The organism is Mesorhizobium sp. M0522 (genome assembly GCF_040321085.1).
In the GTDB taxonomy this organism is placed as follows: domain Bacteria; phylum Pseudomonadota; class Alphaproteobacteria; order Rhizobiales; family Rhizobiaceae; genus Mesorhizobium.
This window is the reverse complement of sequence record NZ_JAMYQW010000029.1, coordinates 1-15,526: the sequence shown is the minus strand read 5'-3', so window position 1 is coordinate 15,526 and position 15,526 is coordinate 1. Positions and strand designations below refer to the sequence as shown.

At 61.0% G+C, this 15,526-nt stretch carries 16 protein-coding genes, 1 tRNA gene and 1 pseudogene; 7 read left to right on the top strand and 11 right to left on the bottom strand.

The annotated features are described in order from the left end of the window. Positions 1–219: 219 nt before the first annotated feature. Entirely contained in the window at positions 220–1,104 is an 885-nt protein-coding gene (locus NKI58_RS25505; RefSeq protein WP_352593883.1) for a GNAT family N-acetyltransferase, read from the bottom strand. Between the two features lie 307 nt (positions 1,105–1,411). Here NKI58_RS25505 and NKI58_RS25500 point away from each other — a divergent pair. From NKI58_RS25500 to rimO, 4 genes are all read left to right on the top strand, one after another. Then, a tRNA-Ser gene (locus tag NKI58_RS25500) sits at positions 1,412–1,501 on the top strand. 282 nt (positions 1,502–1,783) lie between these two features. Next, positions 1,784–2,191 (top strand): DUF930 domain-containing protein, encoded by a 408-nt coding sequence (locus NKI58_RS25495; RefSeq protein ID WP_352456770.1) that lies wholly within the window; start codon positions 1,784–1,786, stop codon positions 2,189–2,191. Positions 2,192–2,362: 171 nt separating this feature from the next. Beyond that, positions 2,363–3,022 carry a TerC family protein gene (locus tag NKI58_RS25490; protein WP_023675054.1) on the top strand — a complete coding sequence of 220 codons (660 nt, stop codon included), beginning with the start codon at positions 2,363–2,365 and terminating at the stop codon, positions 3,020–3,022. A gap of 152 nt (positions 3,023–3,174) precedes the next feature. Next, a complete protein-coding gene (gene rimO, locus NKI58_RS25485) occupies positions 3,175–4,488 on the top strand; it encodes a 30S ribosomal protein S12 methylthiotransferase RimO (protein WP_352698865.1) in 1,314 nt (437 codons plus the stop codon). 63 nt (positions 4,489–4,551) lie between these two features. Here rimO and NKI58_RS25480 read toward each other — a convergent pair whose 3' ends face one another. The 9 genes from NKI58_RS25480 to NKI58_RS25440 all read right to left on the bottom strand — a co-directional run bounded on the left by NKI58_RS25480 (position 4,552) and on the right by NKI58_RS25440 (position 12,487). Continuing rightward, entirely contained in the window at positions 4,552–5,619 is a 1,068-nt protein-coding gene (locus NKI58_RS25480) for a BMP family ABC transporter substrate-binding protein (protein WP_352568622.1), read from the bottom strand. Positions 5,620–5,666: 47 nt separating this feature from the next. Further along, complete coding sequence (locus tag NKI58_RS25475; protein ID WP_352448916.1) at positions 5,667–6,641, bottom strand: ABC transporter permease; 975 nt, start codon at positions 6,639–6,641, stop codon at positions 5,667–5,669. Continuing rightward, positions 6,641–7,753 carry an ABC transporter permease gene (locus NKI58_RS25470; protein ID WP_352785062.1) on the bottom strand — a complete coding sequence of 371 codons (1,113 nt, stop codon included), beginning with the start codon at positions 7,751–7,753 and terminating at the stop codon, positions 6,641–6,643. The genes NKI58_RS25475 and NKI58_RS25470 overlap by 1 nt, the downstream gene beginning before the upstream one ends. Next, the gene (locus tag NKI58_RS25465) at positions 7,750–9,342 is read right to left on the bottom strand and encodes an ABC transporter ATP-binding protein (protein ID WP_502893792.1); all 1,593 of its coding nucleotides are present in this window, start codon (positions 9,340–9,342) and stop codon (positions 7,750–7,752) included. Before NKI58_RS25465 ends, NKI58_RS25470 begins: the two co-directional genes overlap by 4 nt. A gap of 152 nt (positions 9,343–9,494) precedes the next feature. Continuing rightward, positions 9,495–10,472 (bottom strand): quinone oxidoreductase family protein, encoded by a 978-nt coding sequence (locus NKI58_RS25460; RefSeq protein WP_352785065.1) that lies wholly within the window; start codon positions 10,470–10,472, stop codon positions 9,495–9,497. 18 nt (positions 10,473–10,490) lie between these two features. Beyond that, the gene (pcsA, locus tag NKI58_RS25455) at positions 10,491–11,267 is read right to left on the bottom strand and encodes a phosphatidylcholine synthase (RefSeq protein WP_502894454.1); all 777 of its coding nucleotides are present in this window, start codon (positions 11,265–11,267) and stop codon (positions 10,491–10,493) included. Positions 11,268–11,302: 35 nt separating this feature from the next. Next, on the bottom strand, positions 11,303–11,917 hold the full coding sequence (locus tag NKI58_RS25450; RefSeq protein WP_352785067.1) for a DUF1326 domain-containing protein: 615 nt from the start codon (positions 11,915–11,917) through the stop codon (positions 11,303–11,305). Positions 11,918–11,930: 13 nt separating this feature from the next. After that, the gene (locus NKI58_RS25445; RefSeq protein ID WP_352785068.1) at positions 11,931–12,134 is read right to left on the bottom strand and encodes a copper chaperone; all 204 of its coding nucleotides are present in this window, start codon (positions 12,132–12,134) and stop codon (positions 11,931–11,933) included. Beyond that, positions 12,092–12,487, bottom strand: a complete 396-nt coding sequence (locus tag NKI58_RS25440) for a hypothetical protein (protein ID WP_352785071.1) — start codon at positions 12,485–12,487, stop codon at positions 12,092–12,094. Before NKI58_RS25440 ends, NKI58_RS25445 begins: the two co-directional genes overlap by 43 nt. Positions 12,488–12,590: 103 nt before the next feature. Here NKI58_RS25440 and NKI58_RS25435 point away from each other — a divergent pair, with 103 nt between their 5' ends. Both NKI58_RS25435 and hspQ read left to right on the top strand, forming a co-directional pair. Further along, the gene (locus NKI58_RS25435) at positions 12,591–13,799 is read left to right on the top strand and encodes a UbiH/UbiF family hydroxylase (RefSeq protein WP_352785074.1); all 1,209 of its coding nucleotides are present in this window, start codon (positions 12,591–12,593) and stop codon (positions 13,797–13,799) included. A 221-nt stretch (positions 13,800–14,020) separates the two neighbouring features. Continuing rightward, entirely contained in the window at positions 14,021–14,344 is a 324-nt protein-coding gene (gene hspQ, locus NKI58_RS25430) for a heat shock protein HspQ (RefSeq protein ID WP_023675043.1), read from the top strand. A gap of 122 nt (positions 14,345–14,466) precedes the next feature. On the opposite strand, the gene NKI58_RS25425 is transcribed toward hspQ, so the two are convergent. Continuing rightward, complete coding sequence (locus NKI58_RS25425) at positions 14,467–15,096, bottom strand: invasion associated locus B family protein (protein WP_352785077.1); 630 nt, start codon at positions 15,094–15,096, stop codon at positions 14,467–14,469. A 231-nt stretch (positions 15,097–15,327) separates the two neighbouring features. Here NKI58_RS25425 and NKI58_RS25420 point away from each other — a divergent pair. After that, positions 15,328–15,526, top strand: a pseudogene (locus tag NKI58_RS25420) (ABC transporter substrate-binding protein); the annotation flags it as partial.

Genomic DNA, 15,526 nt, shown 5'->3' with positions numbered 1-15,526 from the left:
ATGCCAAAGCACCCACTCCAGAAACGCCGGCGACGCCCTACCCCAATCCTTTTTGTGCGCAGGAATTGTTTATCACCGTATTAACCGATTGTGGTCGGAACCGGGCGAGATTGTGGCACGGACCGCCTCGCTGATCGGCATGAAAATCATCGCTTATCGATCAGAAACGCCGTTCGTGGCGCACTTTGCCCCTGGCTTGGCGTGTCTGCGAGCGCAGATTCAGGGACCGAATATCACAAGTTCGGTGAACGTCAGATCTCCAGGTGCGGGTGGTCTGGGACCTTTGAAGTATTTCAGCCCCTTGTTGGGCCGGTACCATCCCACCAAACCTGGAATCGGCTCCTTGGCGTCGACAAAGCAAACCAGGATTCCGCTTCGCAAGAGAAAGCGCCCCATCGCACCGGCGCAGCGGCTCAAATCCGCAAGCGAGCGGCAATAGATGACCTGATGGCACTGGATAACACCGTGCAACATTCGGCGCGGCATCAATACCAGGGGGAACGCTGCTCCGTCGCAAATGCAGATCAACGACAGGCAGCCCAGCGCGGCGTGTTCCGAGAGTATGTACCTCTCACTCTCGGGCAGCATCGCCAATTCCGGGAGATCGGGACGCACTTCGACTACGCGACATGACCGCTGCGTCAAACTTAAAGCCGGCAAGAAGGTAAATTGTCCGCTGGAGAAGAGCCGAAAGCCTAGCGCCCGGTTGGCTTTCAATGTCGCTTGTGCCGGCGAAATGTTCGTGTAGGTCACGTCCTTCCGCTTGAGAACCGCCACAACCAACATGGCGCCATAAGGACGGAATTCTGCATCGACTGACCAGCTTGAAAGATTGCAGCGGATTTCGTCGCCCTCTGGCCCCTGGTAGCGAGCATAAAGGGTGAGCACAACGCCGACGATCCGACCGGCATGCTCCAAAACAAAGCCATATCGTGGGAACTCGGCAACCGCAGGACGCTGCGACAAACGGGTCAGAGCGTGTATCCAGTAACTCCGGTTACGCGCCGGAAAGCCCCTGCACAGGCAATCAACCACTCCCTCCCAGTCGGTTTCGCGGATTGGTCTACAGCGAAGACCGGGCGGGAGAGCGCCAAGTACGGCCAAAATCAACTCCAGAATACGATTTACTTACATGTGCCTAATGCGCTCCACATATCAGCGCTCAACGATTAATAGTCCGTGCGGGTTTTAAAAACGATTTTCCACACTCAGCACAAACACAGCTCGCCATGACGCTGCTCACCGTCCTGGATCGCGCCGAAAGGTGCGGCCGCCACGGTTGACTTGGCGTTGAATGCGGCTTTACAGGAATGGAGCGCGAACCGGTCGGGGAACGTCCTGGTGCCAATCCGGTACCGACAGCTCGAACCCGCTCCTCTCGCGATATCCTAAGTGATGGAAAAATCACCTTGGAGGGATGGCCGAGCGGTTTAAGGCACCGGTCTTGAAAACCGGCGTGGGTGCAAGCCCACCGTGGGTTCGAATCCCACTCCCTCCGCCATATCCGGCCAATTTCTTCAATCCTGCAGGCATGACGTCGAGTTTTCCGCTCGTCGGATTCTCGACTGCCTGGGTCTAACAGGCCGGTCCGCTTCGGGGAGAACCGCCGCTCTGCCCCATGCAGCGCACCACCTCTCGCGTCGCTGAAATGCGACAGGTGCTGATCGTGGCAACGATACCAAAGTACCGGTGATACTATTGCGTAATCAACAACCTGCCACAAAGCGAAGACTGTCACCCGCCGCGCAGCCGCGCTTCGTCGGGTTGATTTCTCCGCCCGAATATGGTGCTTCTCCCGCCCATGAATAAACTATTTTCTGCGGTCCTCGCATGGACGATAGTGGCTTGGCCGGCCAGCGCAATGGACAGCGCATTGCGCGCCGGCCTGCTGAAACTCGATCCGCAAACCCGGCTGGAGCAGCGATGCGACGCCGAAATTCTCGACCGGATTACCCGCGACGACCACAAATACAAAGCCGATCGTGTCGTCGCCTACGCTTTTGCGACGCCCGAAATGGGCGCCGATGCGATCAAGAGCCCGGGTGCTGCGTTTCGCAGCAAGGGACAGTGGTACCGGCTGAAATTCAAATGCGAAACAGCGCCGGACCATATGGAAGTCCTGCAGCTCCGCTATCGGATCGGTGATGAAATTCCGGAAAGCGACTGGCCCAAATACAATCTCTATAACTAGGCATTCGCGACCTGTGGCCGCATTTTGCCGGTGTTTCGGGCCGATCGTCGCAAACTCTGTATATTGCCGGCCTTGTTCCAACCAGTCCCTTGACGCGCGGGAACCATACACGTTAGGCCCTCCAGGCATTCGACGCGAACGGTCGGCCAACCAGCAAGGGACTTCCAGTCGATGGAAATTTTCACTGCCGCGGGCTTCTCTGCCCTGCTCCAGGTCATCGCCATCGACCTCGTGCTTGCAGGCGATAACGCCATCGTCATCGGCTTGGCCGCGGCGGGCTTGCCGGTCGAGCAGCGCAAGAGAGCGATTCTCATCGGCGTGGTGGCGGCGACGGTGCTGCGTATCGGTTTTGCTGCGATCACCGTCACCCTGTTACAGATTGTCGGCCTGCTGCTGGCCGGCGGCATCTTGCTGCTGTGGGTGTGCTGGAAGATGTATCGCGAGCTGCGCACGTCGTATGCCGACGAGGTGGAGGCGACCGAAGCGCTGTCCAATTCCGATATCAACAGCGATGATATGGTGGCCGGCAAGGCGCGCAAGAAGACCTTGGGTCAGGCGGCATTGCAGATCGTCATCGCCGACGTGTCGATGTCGCTCGACAACGTACTGGCGGTCGCCGGCGCGGCGCGCGATCACTTCCAGGTGCTGGTGATAGGCCTCGTCCTGTCGATCGCGCTGATGGGCCTTGCCGCGAGCTTCATCGCCAAGCTGCTGCACCGCCATCGCTGGATCGCCTATATCGGCCTTTTGATCATCTTCTATGTCGCACTCGATATGATCTACCGGGGCGCGGTGGAAGTCTTGCCGCATGTCAGCAGTGCGGTGAGCTGACACGCCGACTCGAATTCTCATCGGTCGGCCTTTCAGCTTCGGCGAGCCTTCGGCGACGCTGGCGGTTGCGTTTCGCCGCAGCCGCTGCCCATACCAATGCCGCGACAAGTGTGATACTGCGCCGCCAATCCTGAAAATCCGGAAAAGCTTAGATGTCCGCCCCTCGAGTCAGTTTCGTCAGCCTTGGATGCCCGAAAGCCCTTGTGGATTCGGAGCGCATTATCACCCGCCTGCGCGCCGAAGGCTACGAGATCGCCCGCAAGCACGACGGCGCCGACCTGGTCGTCGTCAACACCTGTGGCTTCCTCGATTCGGCTCGCGACGAATCGCTCAACGCCATCGGCTCCGCACTTTCGGAGAATGGCAAAGTTATCGTCACCGGCTGCCTCGGCGCCGAGCCGGACGTCATCCGTGAAAGACATCCGAACGTCCTCGCCATCACCGGACCACAAGCTTATGAAAGCGTGATGGCGGCGGTGCATGAGGCTGCCCCCCCGAGCCATGATCCCCACATCGACCTTTTGCCGCCGCAAGGGGTCAAGCTCACGCCGCGCCACTATGCGTATCTCAAGATTTCGGAAGGCTGCAACAACCGCTGCACCTTCTGCATCATCCCGGCGCTGCGTGGCGACCTCGTATCGCGGCCGGCGGCCGACGTGTTGCGCGAAGCCGAGAAGCTGGCCAAGGCCGGGGTCAAGGAGATCCTCGTCATCTCGCAGGATACCAGCGCCTACGGCATCGATATCAAATACCAGACCAGCATGTTCGGCGATCGCGAAGTGCGGGCGAAATTCCTCGATCTATCGGAAGAACTGGGCAAGCTCGGTGTCTGGGTGCGCATGCACTATGTCTATCCCTACCCGCATGTCGCAGACGTCATCCCACTGATGGCCGAAGGCAAGATCGTTCCCTATCTCGACATTCCGTTCCAGCACGCCTCGCCGCAGGTGCTGAAGAACATGCGCCGGCCCGCTCATGGCGAAAAGACGCTCGAGCGTATTCGCGGCTGGCGCGACATCTGCCCGGACCTTGCCATCCGCTCCACCTTCATCGTCGGCTTCCCCGGCGAGACGGATGACGATTTCGAGATGCTGCTCGACTGGCTGGACGAGGCCAAGATCGACCGCGCCGGCTGTTTCAAATACGAGCCGGTCAGAGGCGCCCGCTCCAACGAGCTCGGCCTCGAGCAAGTGCCGCAGGAGATCAAGGAAGCCCGCTGGCACCGCTTCATGCAGCGCCAGCAGAAGATTTCGGCAACGCAGCTAACCAAGAAAATTGGCAAGCGCCTGCCGGTCCTGATCGACGAGGCGCATGGCAATTCGGCCAAGGGCCGGACGAAATACGACGCGCCCGAAATCGACGGTTCGGTCCATATCCAGTCGCGGCGGCCAATGCGCGCCGGCGACATCGTCACGGTCAAGATCGAGCGCGCCGACGCTTACGACCTTTACGGCTCAGCAGTCTGATATTCCGTCCAAAATGAAAAGGGCGCCGCGCGGCGCCCTTTTGTTCGATATGTTTCCGACCACCTACTGCGGCAGCTTGTCGTCGACGCCCTTCACGTAGAAATTCATGCCGAGCAACGTGGCGTCGTCGGCGACCTCGCCCTCTTTCAGCCAAGGTGTGCCGTCCTGCTTGGCGATCGGCCCGGTGAAGGGGTTCCAGCCGTCGGCGATCTTCTTGGTGGTGGCTTCGGCCATCGCCTTGACGTCGTCGGGCATGTTGGTGAACGGCGCCAGCTTGACGGCGCCGTCCTTAATACCAAGCCAGACATTGTCGGGCTTCCAGGTGCCATCGAGCGCCGCCTGGACCCGGCTGATGTAGTAGGGACCCCACTCGTCGGTCAGCGAGGTCAGCTGCGCGTGCGGCGCGAACTTGATCATGTCTGAGGACTGGCCGAAGCCGTGCAGCTTGCGCTCCTCCGCCACCTGCAAGGCAGCGGTCGAGTCGGTGTGCTGGACGATGATATCGGCGCCCTGGTCGAACAATGCCTTGGCAGCATCGGCCTCCTTGCCCGGATCGAACCAGGAGTTCACCCACACGATCTTCGCCTTGAAGTTCGGGTTGATCGACTGTGCGCCGAGCATAAAGGAATTTATGCCCATCACCACTTCCGGGATCGGGAAGGAAACGATGTAGCCGGCGACGCCCGACTTCGATTGCTTGGCGGCGATCTGGCCAAGCACGTAGCGGCCTTCATAGAAACGCGCATTGTAGATGCCGAGATTTTCGGCCGTCTTGTAGCCGGTGGCGTGCTCGAACATCACCTTGGGGAATTTCTTGGCGATCTTCACTTCCGGGTCCATGAAGCCGAAGGACGTGCCGAAAATGATCTTGCATCCCTCGCGCGCCAGGCGCTCGAAGGCGCGGTCGGCATCGGGGCCTTCGGAGACGTTTTCGAGATAGGCGGTCTCGACCTTGTCGCCGAGTGCCTTTTCCACCTCGAGGCGGCCTTGGTCGTGCTGGTAGGAGTAGCCGAAATCGCCGATCGGGCCGGTGTAGACCCAGCACGCCTTCAGCTTGTCCGCCGCCTGGGCTGATGCCGCCAGCGACAATGCGGCCGTCGTCGCCATCAGGGCAATAAGCAGTTTTTTCATTGTGTTACCTCTCTGAGTTAAGCCTTGGAGCTTCCGTCTTTTTGTTGTCAACGATCCGGAACGAATGGCTGGCCCAAGGAGGCCGGCGTGTTCATCATCGTCAAACGCTTGTTGCGCGAGATTAGAACGAGAACCACGACGGTTGCCAGATAGGGCAGCGAAGAAAGCAGTTGCGAGGGAAACGATTTTAAGAACGCAATTAACTTGTAGAGCAACCAGGGCGCGTCGACGAAGTCCTGCAGATTTATGGCTTGGACGTGAAGCTGGCCAACCCAGATCGCGCCGAAAATATAGGCGCCGGCCAGCACCCGCCATGGCCGCCAGGAGGCGAAGACGACCAGAGCCAGCGCGATCCAGCCGCGGCCGGCGGTCATGTTCTCCACCCATTGCGGTGTGTAGACCAGCGATAGGTGACCGCCGGCGAGGCCGGCACAAGCGCCGCCGAAAATCACTGAGAGATAGCGGTAGCGGATGACGTGGATGCCAAGCGCATGGGCGGATGCGTGGCTGTCGCCGATCGAGCGCAGCGTGAGCCCGGTGCGGGTCTTGAACAGGAACCACATGACGGCGGCGGTCAGCGCGATCGAGATGTAGAAGATTGGATCCTGGCCGAACAGCAGCCTGCCAACGACCGGGATTGCGGTCAGGCCGGGAATATCGAGGTTTGGCAGCCTTTCGCCGGGCTGGCCGACAAAATTCGTTCCCATCATGCCGGAAAGGCCGAGGCCGAGCAGTGTCAGCGACAGGCCGGTGGCCACCTGATTGGTGGCCAGCGAGAGCGTCATGACGGCGAACAGCAGCGAGAACACTGCCCCCATGGTGATTGCCGCCAACAGCCCTATCCAAGGCGAGCCGGTGAGATAGCCGGCGCCGAAACCGCCGACGGCACCCATGATCATCATTCCTTCGACGCCGAGATTGAGCACACCCGAACGTTCGACCACCAGTTCGCCGATCGCCGCGATCAGCAGCGGCGTCGCCGCCGTCGCGATGGTCAAGAGGATGTTGACGGTGATGTCCATCAGCGGGCTTCCTCCAGCTTCGGCGCTGCCTTGAGCTTCGGCGCGGAAAAGCCGGTCAGGCGAATGCGGTAATGGATGAGCGTGTCGCAGCCGAGCACGAAGAACAAAAGCATGCCCTGGAACACGCGCGCCACCTTGTCGGAGATGCCGAGCGCGCTTTGCACTGCCTCGCCGCCCAGATAGGTCAGCGCCAGCACAAGGCCTGCGGCGACGATGCCGAGCGGATTGAGCCGGCCGAGAAATGCCACGATGATAGCGGTAAATCCGTAGCCGGGCGAGATCACCGGCTGCAATTGTCCGATGGCTCCCGAGACCTCCGAAATCCCTGCAAGTCCGGCCAGTGCGCCCGACAGCAGGAAGGCAAAGAAGACCATGCGGTTAAGGCCAAACCCGGCGAAGCGCCCTGCCCTCGGACTTGAGCCGAGCACGCGGACCTCGAAGCCTTTCAGCATACGGCTCATCAGGATCCAGATCAGTATCGCCGCGATCAGCGCGAAGACAAATCCCCAGTTTGCCCGGCCGGATTCCAGGAGGAGTTCCGGCAGTATGGCCGAGTCGTTGAACTGGATGGTCTGCGGGAAACCGTGGCCCTGCGGATCGCGCCACGGCCCGCGTACGAGCCAATCGAGGAAGAGCTGGGCGACATAGACCAGCATCAGGCTGGTCAGGATCTCGTTGGTGTTGAAGCGCGTCTTCAGCAGTGCCGGGATTGCAGCATAGGCGGCCCCACCGACCATGCCGAGCAGAAGCATCAGCGGCAGCACCAATGGGCCTTCGAACTGCGGAAACAGCACGGGGATGATCGAGCCGACAATGCCGCCCAGGATGAACTGGCCTTCGGCGCCGATGTTCCAGATGTTGGCCTTGTAGCAGACCGACAGTCCGACCGCGATCAGGATCAGGGGGGCGGCCTTGATCGCCAGCTCATGCAGCTGCCACACCTGGCTGATCGGTTCGATGAAGTAGATGCGGAACGCAGTCAACGGGTTGACGCCGAGCAGCGCGAACATGATGGCACCGGCAATGATCGTCAAAACGAAAGCGATGAAAGGCGAGAGTGCCGAAAACAGCATCGAGCGCTGCGGGCGTTTTACAAGTTCGAGGCGCATCAAGCCGTCTCCAGCGTATGTTCGGCATGACCGGGTTCGGCGCCGCCCATCAGCAGCCCGATTTTCTCGAATGTCGCTTCAGCTATCGGCAGCGGCTTCGACAGTTCGCCATTGTGCATGACCGTGATCGCATCGGAAATCTCGAACAGCTCGTCGAGGTCCTGGCTGATCACCAGCACCGCCGAGCCGCTGCGCGCCAGTTCGATCAGCGCCTGGCGGATGTGGGCCGCCGCACCCGCGTCGACCCCCCAGGTCGGCTGATTGACCACCAAGACGCTCGGCCGGCGGTCGAGTTCGCGGCCAACGATGAATTTCTGCAGATTGCCGCCCGAAAGAGCCGCAGCCTCCGGATCCGGCGCGCTCTTGCGCACGTCCATTGCCTTTATGATGCGCTGGGCAGCGGTATGGATCGCATCGCCCTTGACCATTCCACCGGCGCCGACAAACATCTTGCCATCGGTGGCGTGGCGCGACAGAAGCAGGTTCTCCGAAAGCTTCATGCGCGGTGCTGCGCCATGGCCGAGCCGCTCTTCCGGGACGAAGGCAGCGCCCATCAGGCGCCTGCCGGTGATGGTGAGGCCGCCGGCATCCTTGCCGCGGATGCGGACCGAGCCGGCATCCTGCTGCAGCACCTCGCCGGAAACGGATTCGAAGAATTCGCCCTGGCCGTTGCCGGCCACACCGGCAATGCCGATCACCTCGCCGGCGCGGACCTCGAGATTGATGTTCCTGAGCGGGATCGAGAACGGGGTCGCCGGCTTGCGGGTGAGTTCGCGGATTTGAAGCAGCACCGGCGCGGTCTCGATACCCTCGGCCGGCGCCCGCACCACGGCCAGCACCTCGTTGCCGACCATCATCCGCGCCAACGAAGACGCGGTTTCCTGGCGCGGATTGCAATGGCCGACCACCTTGCCGTGACGCAGCACGGTGGCGCGGTCGCAGATCCGTTTGACCTCTTCCAGCCGGTGCGAAATGTAGAGGATGGACTTTCCTTCCGAACGCAGCCGTTCGAGCGTCTCGAACAACTTATCGGCCTCCTGCGGCGTCAGCACCGAAGTTGGTTCGTCGAGGATGATGAGTTGCGGCGTCTGCAGCAGGCAGCGGATGATTTCGATACGCTGACGCTCGCCGACCGACAGATCACCGACCAGCGATAGCGGATCGAGAGGCAGGCCGTAACTGTAGGAGAGCGCCCTCGCCTTGGCCGCGATCGTGCTGATCGGCGAGCCGTCATCCAGCGACAGCGCGATGTTCTCCGCCGCCGTCAGCGCTTCGAACAGGGAAAAATGCTGGAAAACCATGCCGATGCCGAGCTTTTTTGCGGTGCCGGGGCTGGTGATCCTGACCGCCTGGCCATTCCAGAAAATCTCGCCGGAATTCGGTTCCAGCGATCCAAACAGCATTTTCACCAGGGTCGACTTGCCGGCGCCGTTCTCGCCAAGCAACGCATGGATCTCGCCCTTGGCGATGTTGAGATCGACATGGTCGCACGCCGTCAACGTGCCGAATATCTTTGTGAGGCCGCGAACCTCAAGTAGGTTTGCGCCGTCCTGATCTGCACTCACGGTGCCTCCATCTGGTTTGCCAGACATGTTCTGTGTTCCCGCAACCATCGTATGCGCGGGCTGCTCTCTACGGTAAGCGCCTCACGACTTGAAAGAGCTTCAAGAATTTCAGCGGAAACTCAAGCGGTAAAGAGCAGTTCGCAAGAACGGCGGCATCGGCGGCCCGAAACTGCGGGCGCCTAAGGGATAAGTATTGTTGTCCCGGTGGTCCGGCGCCCTTCGAGATCGGAATGCGCTTTGCCGGCCTCGCTGAGCGCGTAACGCTGGTTGATCTTGATCTTGACGGCGCCGCTGAGCACCACACCGAACAAGGCGGCGGCGGAAGCCTCGAGGTCTTCGCGCCTGGCATTATAGACGAACAGCGTCGGCCGCGTTGCGAACAGCGAGCCCTTCTGCGCCAGCAACGAGATGCTGAAGGGCGGGATCGGCCCAGACGATTGACCGAAGCTGACGAAAGTGCCGAGCGGCCGCAGGCAATCGAGCGAGGCTGGAAATGTGTCGTTGCCGACTGAATCGTAGACAACGTCGCATTTCTTGCCACCGGTGATAGCGGCAACGCCGGCCACGAAATCCTGTTCGCGATAGTTGATCACGTGGTCGAAGCCATGCGCCTTGGCGAGCTCGATCTTGTCGGTGGAACTCGCCGTGCCGATCACTGTCGCGCCGAGATGCTTGGCCCATTGGCCGAGGATCAGCCCGACACCGCCGGCCGCCGCATGAAACAGGATCGTGTCGCCGGCTTTCACCTTGAATGTACGACGCAACAGATATTCGGCGGTCATGCCCTTTAGCATCATGGCTGCGGCCTGTTCGTCGCTGATGCCGTCCGGCACCTTCACCACGCGGTCGGCGGCGATCACGCGCTGCCCGGCATAGGCGCCGGTCGTCACGGCGTAGGCGATGCGATCGCCGGGTTTGAGCCAGTCGACATCCGAGCCGACATCCAAGACCACGCCGGCCGCCTCGCCGCCAGGGACCAGCGGAAATCCGCCCTGCGGCGGATAAAGGCCAGAGCGATAATAGACGTCGATGAAATTGAGACCGATCGCGGTATGCTTGACCAGGATCTGTCCCGAGCCCGGCTGCCCGGGATCGGCATCCTCATAGGTCAGGACCTCCGGGCCGCCATGGGCATGGATGCGGATCGCTTTGGACATTTTCTGGCTCTCTTGGGATCAGGCTTTCTTATCCGACTTGGCGCCGAGATTTGGGAAGAACTGCATGATAGCGCCGATGCAGGCGAGGTAAAGCCCGGTGAACGTAATCCCGAACTTGATGAAATCGCTGACCTGCTCGCCCAGCACGCCGATCTGGTCGTAGAAGGAGGCAAGTGCGGCCTGCGCCAGCGCCAGCGCGCCGAAAGCGCACCAAAGCAGCGTCATGCCGAGATTGATCGGCCGCAGCCGCTTCACCCGCACCGGATGGATGAAATTGATCGGCACGAAGGTGAGAATGGCGGCCACCACGACCACCGCGAAAGAAACCCATTGTCCGGGCTCGATGACGAACAGCGTGAACACCACCATGTTCCAGACGACCGGAAAGCCCTTGAAGAAATTCTCCTTCGTCTTCATGCCGGTATCGGCATAGTAGATTGCGCTCGACACCACGATGATCGCCGCCGACAGGAACGACAGGCGCTCGCCCATGAAGCCGCGCTGATAGAGCGCGAAGGCCGGAATCAACACGTAGGTCACGTAGTCGATGATGTTGTCGAGCAGTTCGCCCGACCAAGTCGGCAGGATTTCCTTGACATCGAGCTTCCTGGCGATCGGCCCGTCGATGCCGTCGACGAAAAGCGCCAGCCCCAGCCACCAGAACATCGCCGTCCAGCGCTGCTCGCTTGCTGCCACTAGCGACAGAAACGCCAGGAATGAGCCCGACGCGGTCAAGAGATGGACCGAGAACGCCCGCGCCTGAGGCCATGTGACTTTCTTCTTCGGCCGCGGAATCCGGTCGGCGATTTTCCTGGCCGTCGTCTTCTTGCTCACGGGCCCCGCCAGTCCAGCTTGCAGATTTCGGCCGAACGGCCAGCAAAGTTCCAGTTGCGGCCAAAGGCCCGCATTTTGCTCTTGTCGGATTTGGCGACGATGATTTCCGGCGCAATCCAGTATTCCGAATTGCTGATGACCGCATCCTTGTCGCGATCCTTGCCGGTGATTGGCGTCACCGCACCATCGATGATCTTCGGTATCTGAAAGATGCGTGTTTTCGCACGCGTCTCGTAGGTGATCGGCACCTGCTCGGCGCCGAGGAACTGTCCGACCAGGATGGAGAGCAGCGATGTGGTTCCACCGGCCTTGCCGGTGAATATCTTCGTCAGTCCCTTCACAGCGTAAACCGAGGCGCGCTTGTCGATGAACAGGCCCGCCGTCCAGTTGCCGCGGCTCATATAACCGGGGATTTCCATGACCAGCCCAAGATTGAGGCCGGACAGGTCGACCTCGCCGAAATGGCCGGCATCGATCCGGAACCCCGCCCAGGTTTGGCAATAGCCTTCCGTAGGCGGATGATTGCCGAGCGACAGAACGCAAGGGCAAAAAACCGTGCAATTGCAGGAAAGGATGAGCTCTCCCTTCATTGCCCAGTTTTGATCTGTCATCGAATTCTCCCCCTCATGCCGAGACTACTAGTAGCGCGGCTGCCCAGACAAGCAGTATCGCACCGCCCAACCGCGTCGGCAGATTGCCTGCCGTCTGTTTTTCGACCAGGCTGAACAAGCCGATCAGTGCCATCCAGAACACGTTCATCACACCGACGGCAAACATTACCAGCATCAGCGCCCAGCAGCATCCAAGGCACCACAGGCCCTGCTCCATACAGAGCCGGAAAATGCGATGGCCATCAACAGCCACATCGCGGTGAGTGCCCCGCCTTGCGCGCCTACGCTTGCGCGAAGCGGCGCCGGCGGCAGGCAAAGGGCGAAGAAACGCGCAAGGAAATCCGGCAGCGGCAGTTGCGGCAGGTATTCCAGCACGGCGTCGCCGGGTACATCGGCGCCCGGGAGCCGGCTCACCGCCCCCCGAACTGCCATTGCGCCGAGAAGGAGCCAGGCAAGGGCGATGCCCATGCCGGCAACGACGCTCACCGTCAGTCGAGGGCTGCGCGCAACGCTCGCCATCGCGCGGCCGGTGCCGTCGAGGTGGCTGAAATCGTCTTGTTGGCCGGTCATGGCAACCGAATGGGCCGAATCGCCGCGTTGATCAAGCCGCATCACCTGACCTATATGGACCAGCAGGTCGGACGGGCCTCACCTCGCAATCCGGAAGCCGAATTTGAACCATCGGGAAACAGCACGGATACTGGTCGCCGGCAGCGGCCCTGCGGGGCTGATCGCGGCGCTTGGCTTTGCCGAGGCGGGCTTTCCCGTGACGCTCGTCGGACCCGATGCAGCCGGCCCCGACGGCCGGACGACAGCCTTGATGAACCCTGCCCTGAAGATGTTCGAACGGCTAGGGATCTTCGACGGAATCAGGCCGCACGCAGCGCCGCTCAAGGTGATGCGTATCGTTGACGCAACCAACCGGCTGATCCGCAGCCCGACAGTGACCTTTCGCGCCAGCGAGATCAACGAAGAGCAATTCGGGCTGAACTTGCCCAACAGCGTTCTCAACCGCACGCTAGCCGAGGCTGTCGCGCATTCGGGCATCGAATGGCGAAAGTCGATGGTGGAGGCATGGCGCCTCGATGCCGACCATGCCCATGCCGTTCTCGCCGACGGCAGCGAGGTTGAGGCATCGTTGGCAGTTGCCGCCGATGGCCGTCAGTCGCCGGCCCGCGAGGCAGCCGGCATCCGGACCTCGATCCGATCCTATCCGCAGGCGGCGTTGGTGCTCAATTTCGGTCACCGCAGCGACCATGCCTTCACCTCGACCGAATTCCACACCGAGACCGGTCCGTTCACACAGGTTCCCCTGCCCGGCAACCGGTCCAGCCTTGTCTGGGTGCTCGAACCCGATATCGCCAAGGACCTTGCAGCACTCGACGACGCCGAGCTTTCGACGCGGGTCGAACAGCGGATGCAATCGATGTTGGGCCGCGTGTCGGTTGAGCCCGGCCGACAGGTCTACCCCCTTTCAGCGGTGAGCCCGTGGCGGTTTGCGCAGCGCCGCGTAGCCCTAGTCGGCGAAGCCGCCCACGTGTTTCCCCCAATCGGCGCGCAAGGCCTCAATCTCGGCATCCGGGACATCGACGACCTGATTGGTGCCGCAAGCAGGAACCGCTCGGACCCGGGCGTCGCCAAGGCGCTTGCAGCCTATGATTTCAAGCGGCGGCCGGACATTCTGGCGCGCAGCAGCGCGGTCAACCTGCTGAACATGTCGTTGCTTTCCGACATGCTGCCGGCCCAGCTGGCGCGCAGCGCTGGCCTGGGCGCGCTTGAGGGGCTTGCGCCGTTGCGGGCGTTTTTCATGCGCGAGGGTCTTCGACCCGGCAGCGGTTTTGCGGCGTTTTTTGGCGGATTGCGAAAATCGGCTGAGCGATAGCGATCTTGGCCACCGCCCTTGATCCGCATCTCGCGATGCTCAACCCGGCATCAAGGGGATCGGGATTGAATTGACGCGGCGTCTGCGCCAAATAATGACGATGTCGACCTTTAGGTCTGGGCCAGTCTTTGCCGGACCGGTGCGTAAGAATCTAAAGTCCTGGAGCGTTCCTTGCGTGTTCCAGGATGCGTGGCGTTCAAGAAGTTCAAGTGGTGAGTGCGATGAAGACAGCCAAATTCTCGATCGGACAGGTGGTTCGGCACCGGCTGTTTCCGTTCCGCGGCGTCATTTTCGACGTCGATCCGCAATTCGCCAATACGGACGAATGGTACGAGGCGATACCCGCTGACGTGCGGCCGCGCAAGGACCAGCCTTTCTATCATCTGCTCGCCGAGAATTCCGAAACGGAATACATTGCCTATGTGTCCGAACAGAATTTGCTCGAGGACCGGTCGGGCGAACCGGTCCGGCATCCGCAGATTGGTGAAATGTTCGACAAGAAGCCGGACGGGCGCTACGAGCCGAAGCACCAATTGAGACATTGACTTAGTCGGAATCTGGCTGGACTGGGACAGGCCTGAGACATGGCTGGACCCGACAAACAGCCGGTCCAAACGAAAAAAGCGGGGCATGAACCCCGCTTTTTTATTGGTCCGAAACCCGTCGATCAGTTGGCGGCCTTCGCCTTTTCCTGCTCTTCCTTGAGCTTCTTGGCAAAGTCCTGATTGTTCTTGGCGACGAACTCCTGGAGCTTTTTCTGCCGGTCCTCGATATCCGACTGCTGCAGCGGCGGGCCGTCGAAGGCGCCGCTGAAGCCGGTCAGCGCAATCTTGATCGGGTTCGGCTGGTTCTGGAAATTGACCGAGGTGAGCGTCAGCGCCGATCCCTTCTTGAAGGATGCGACAAGCTGATCGCTCAGCGGCACTTCCGCCACGCAGCGATCCGGAAAACAGATCACATAGTCGAGCTTCTGCGGCTTGCCGCCGTCGATCTGGAGGCCGATGCCGGGAGGAACGAGACGGCCGGTCGGAACCGTCACCTGGAACACCTTGCGGTTCACCTTGCCCTTCAATTCGATCAGGCTGACGCCGGTGATGAGCTGGCCATTGCCGGCGGTGGTGATGTTCTGGACATTGCAGATGTCGACGTCTTCCTGCTTGGTGCAGGCCTTGAACCAGCCTTGCGGAATCTGCTGTTGCTGCTGCGCGGAAGCAGCGGGAATCCCGGCGCCCAGAATGCCGACCACGCCAGCGGCCATGACCGACAGGCGGTACGCGTTGCTGTTCAGGCTCGTCATGTCGTGCATTCCTCTCAAATGATCCCGGAACCGGCTTTTTTCATGCCGTGTGGTCCAGCTACCTGTTGCCGAAATGAGGCAACAGAATGACTTCGGACGGCGTGTTACACTGCAAGCGGTGCCGAATCCAGCCCGGGTCTCGCGAATCTTGGCCAAGGGATAGGCTCAAGGGGTTGGCCGGTGCACGACCGGCTCATGTATGCTGCGCATCGAATCGGGAAGGAGACGGTCATGGGCCGCGTTGTCGTTTGGCTGATCGCCGCAATCTTGTTTGTCGGCCTTTCCCTGCAGCCGGCCCTGTCGGAACCGGTGCACGCGCTTGCCATGCAGGGCGAGCCGGCGCTGCCATCCGACTACGAGCATTTCAACTACGTCAATCCCGACGCGCCGAAAGGCGGCAGCATTACCTATTGCGTAAAGCCGGCTCTGC

Excerpts from the sequence above, each read along its gene's own strand:
- NKI58_RS25475 (WP_352448916.1), bottom strand. The coding sequence starts at position 6,641 with ATGGACATCACCGTCAACATCCTCTTGACCATCGCGACGGCGGCGACG.
- NKI58_RS25460 (WP_352785065.1), bottom strand. The coding sequence starts at position 10,472 with ATGTCCAAAGCGATCCGCATCCATGCCCATGGCGGCCCGGAGGTCCTG.
- NKI58_RS25425 (WP_352785077.1), bottom strand. The coding sequence starts at position 15,096 with ATGACGAGCCTGAACAGCAACGCGTACCGCCTGTCGGTCATGGCCGCT.
- NKI58_RS25490 (WP_023675054.1), top strand. The coding sequence starts at position 2,363 with ATGGAAATTTTCACTGCCGCGGGCTTCTCTGCCCTGCTCCAGGTCATC.
- NKI58_RS25440 (WP_352785071.1), bottom strand. The coding sequence starts at position 12,487 with ATGACCGGCCAACAAGACGATTTCAGCCACCTCGACGGCACCGGCCGC.
- NKI58_RS25495 (WP_352456770.1), top strand. The coding sequence starts at position 1,784 with ATGGTGCTTCTCCCGCCCATGAATAAACTATTTTCTGCGGTCCTCGCA.
- NKI58_RS25450 (WP_352785067.1), bottom strand. The coding sequence starts at position 11,917 with ATGACAGATCAAAACTGGGCAATGAAGGGAGAGCTCATCCTTTCCTGC.
- NKI58_RS25445 (WP_352785068.1), bottom strand. The coding sequence starts at position 12,134 with ATGGAGCAGGGCCTGTGGTGCCTTGGATGCTGCTGGGCGCTGATGCTG.
- hspQ (WP_023675043.1), top strand. The coding sequence starts at position 14,021 with ATGAAGACAGCCAAATTCTCGATCGGACAGGTGGTTCGGCACCGGCTG.
- rimO (WP_352698865.1), top strand. The coding sequence starts at position 3,175 with ATGTCCGCCCCTCGAGTCAGTTTCGTCAGCCTTGGATGCCCGAAAGCC.
- NKI58_RS25480 (WP_352568622.1), bottom strand. The coding sequence starts at position 5,619 with ATGAAAAAACTGCTTATTGCCCTGATGGCGACGACGGCCGCATTGTCG.
- NKI58_RS25465 (WP_502893792.1), bottom strand. The coding sequence starts at position 9,342 with ATGTCTGGCAAACCAGATGGAGGCACCGTGAGTGCAGATCAGGACGGC.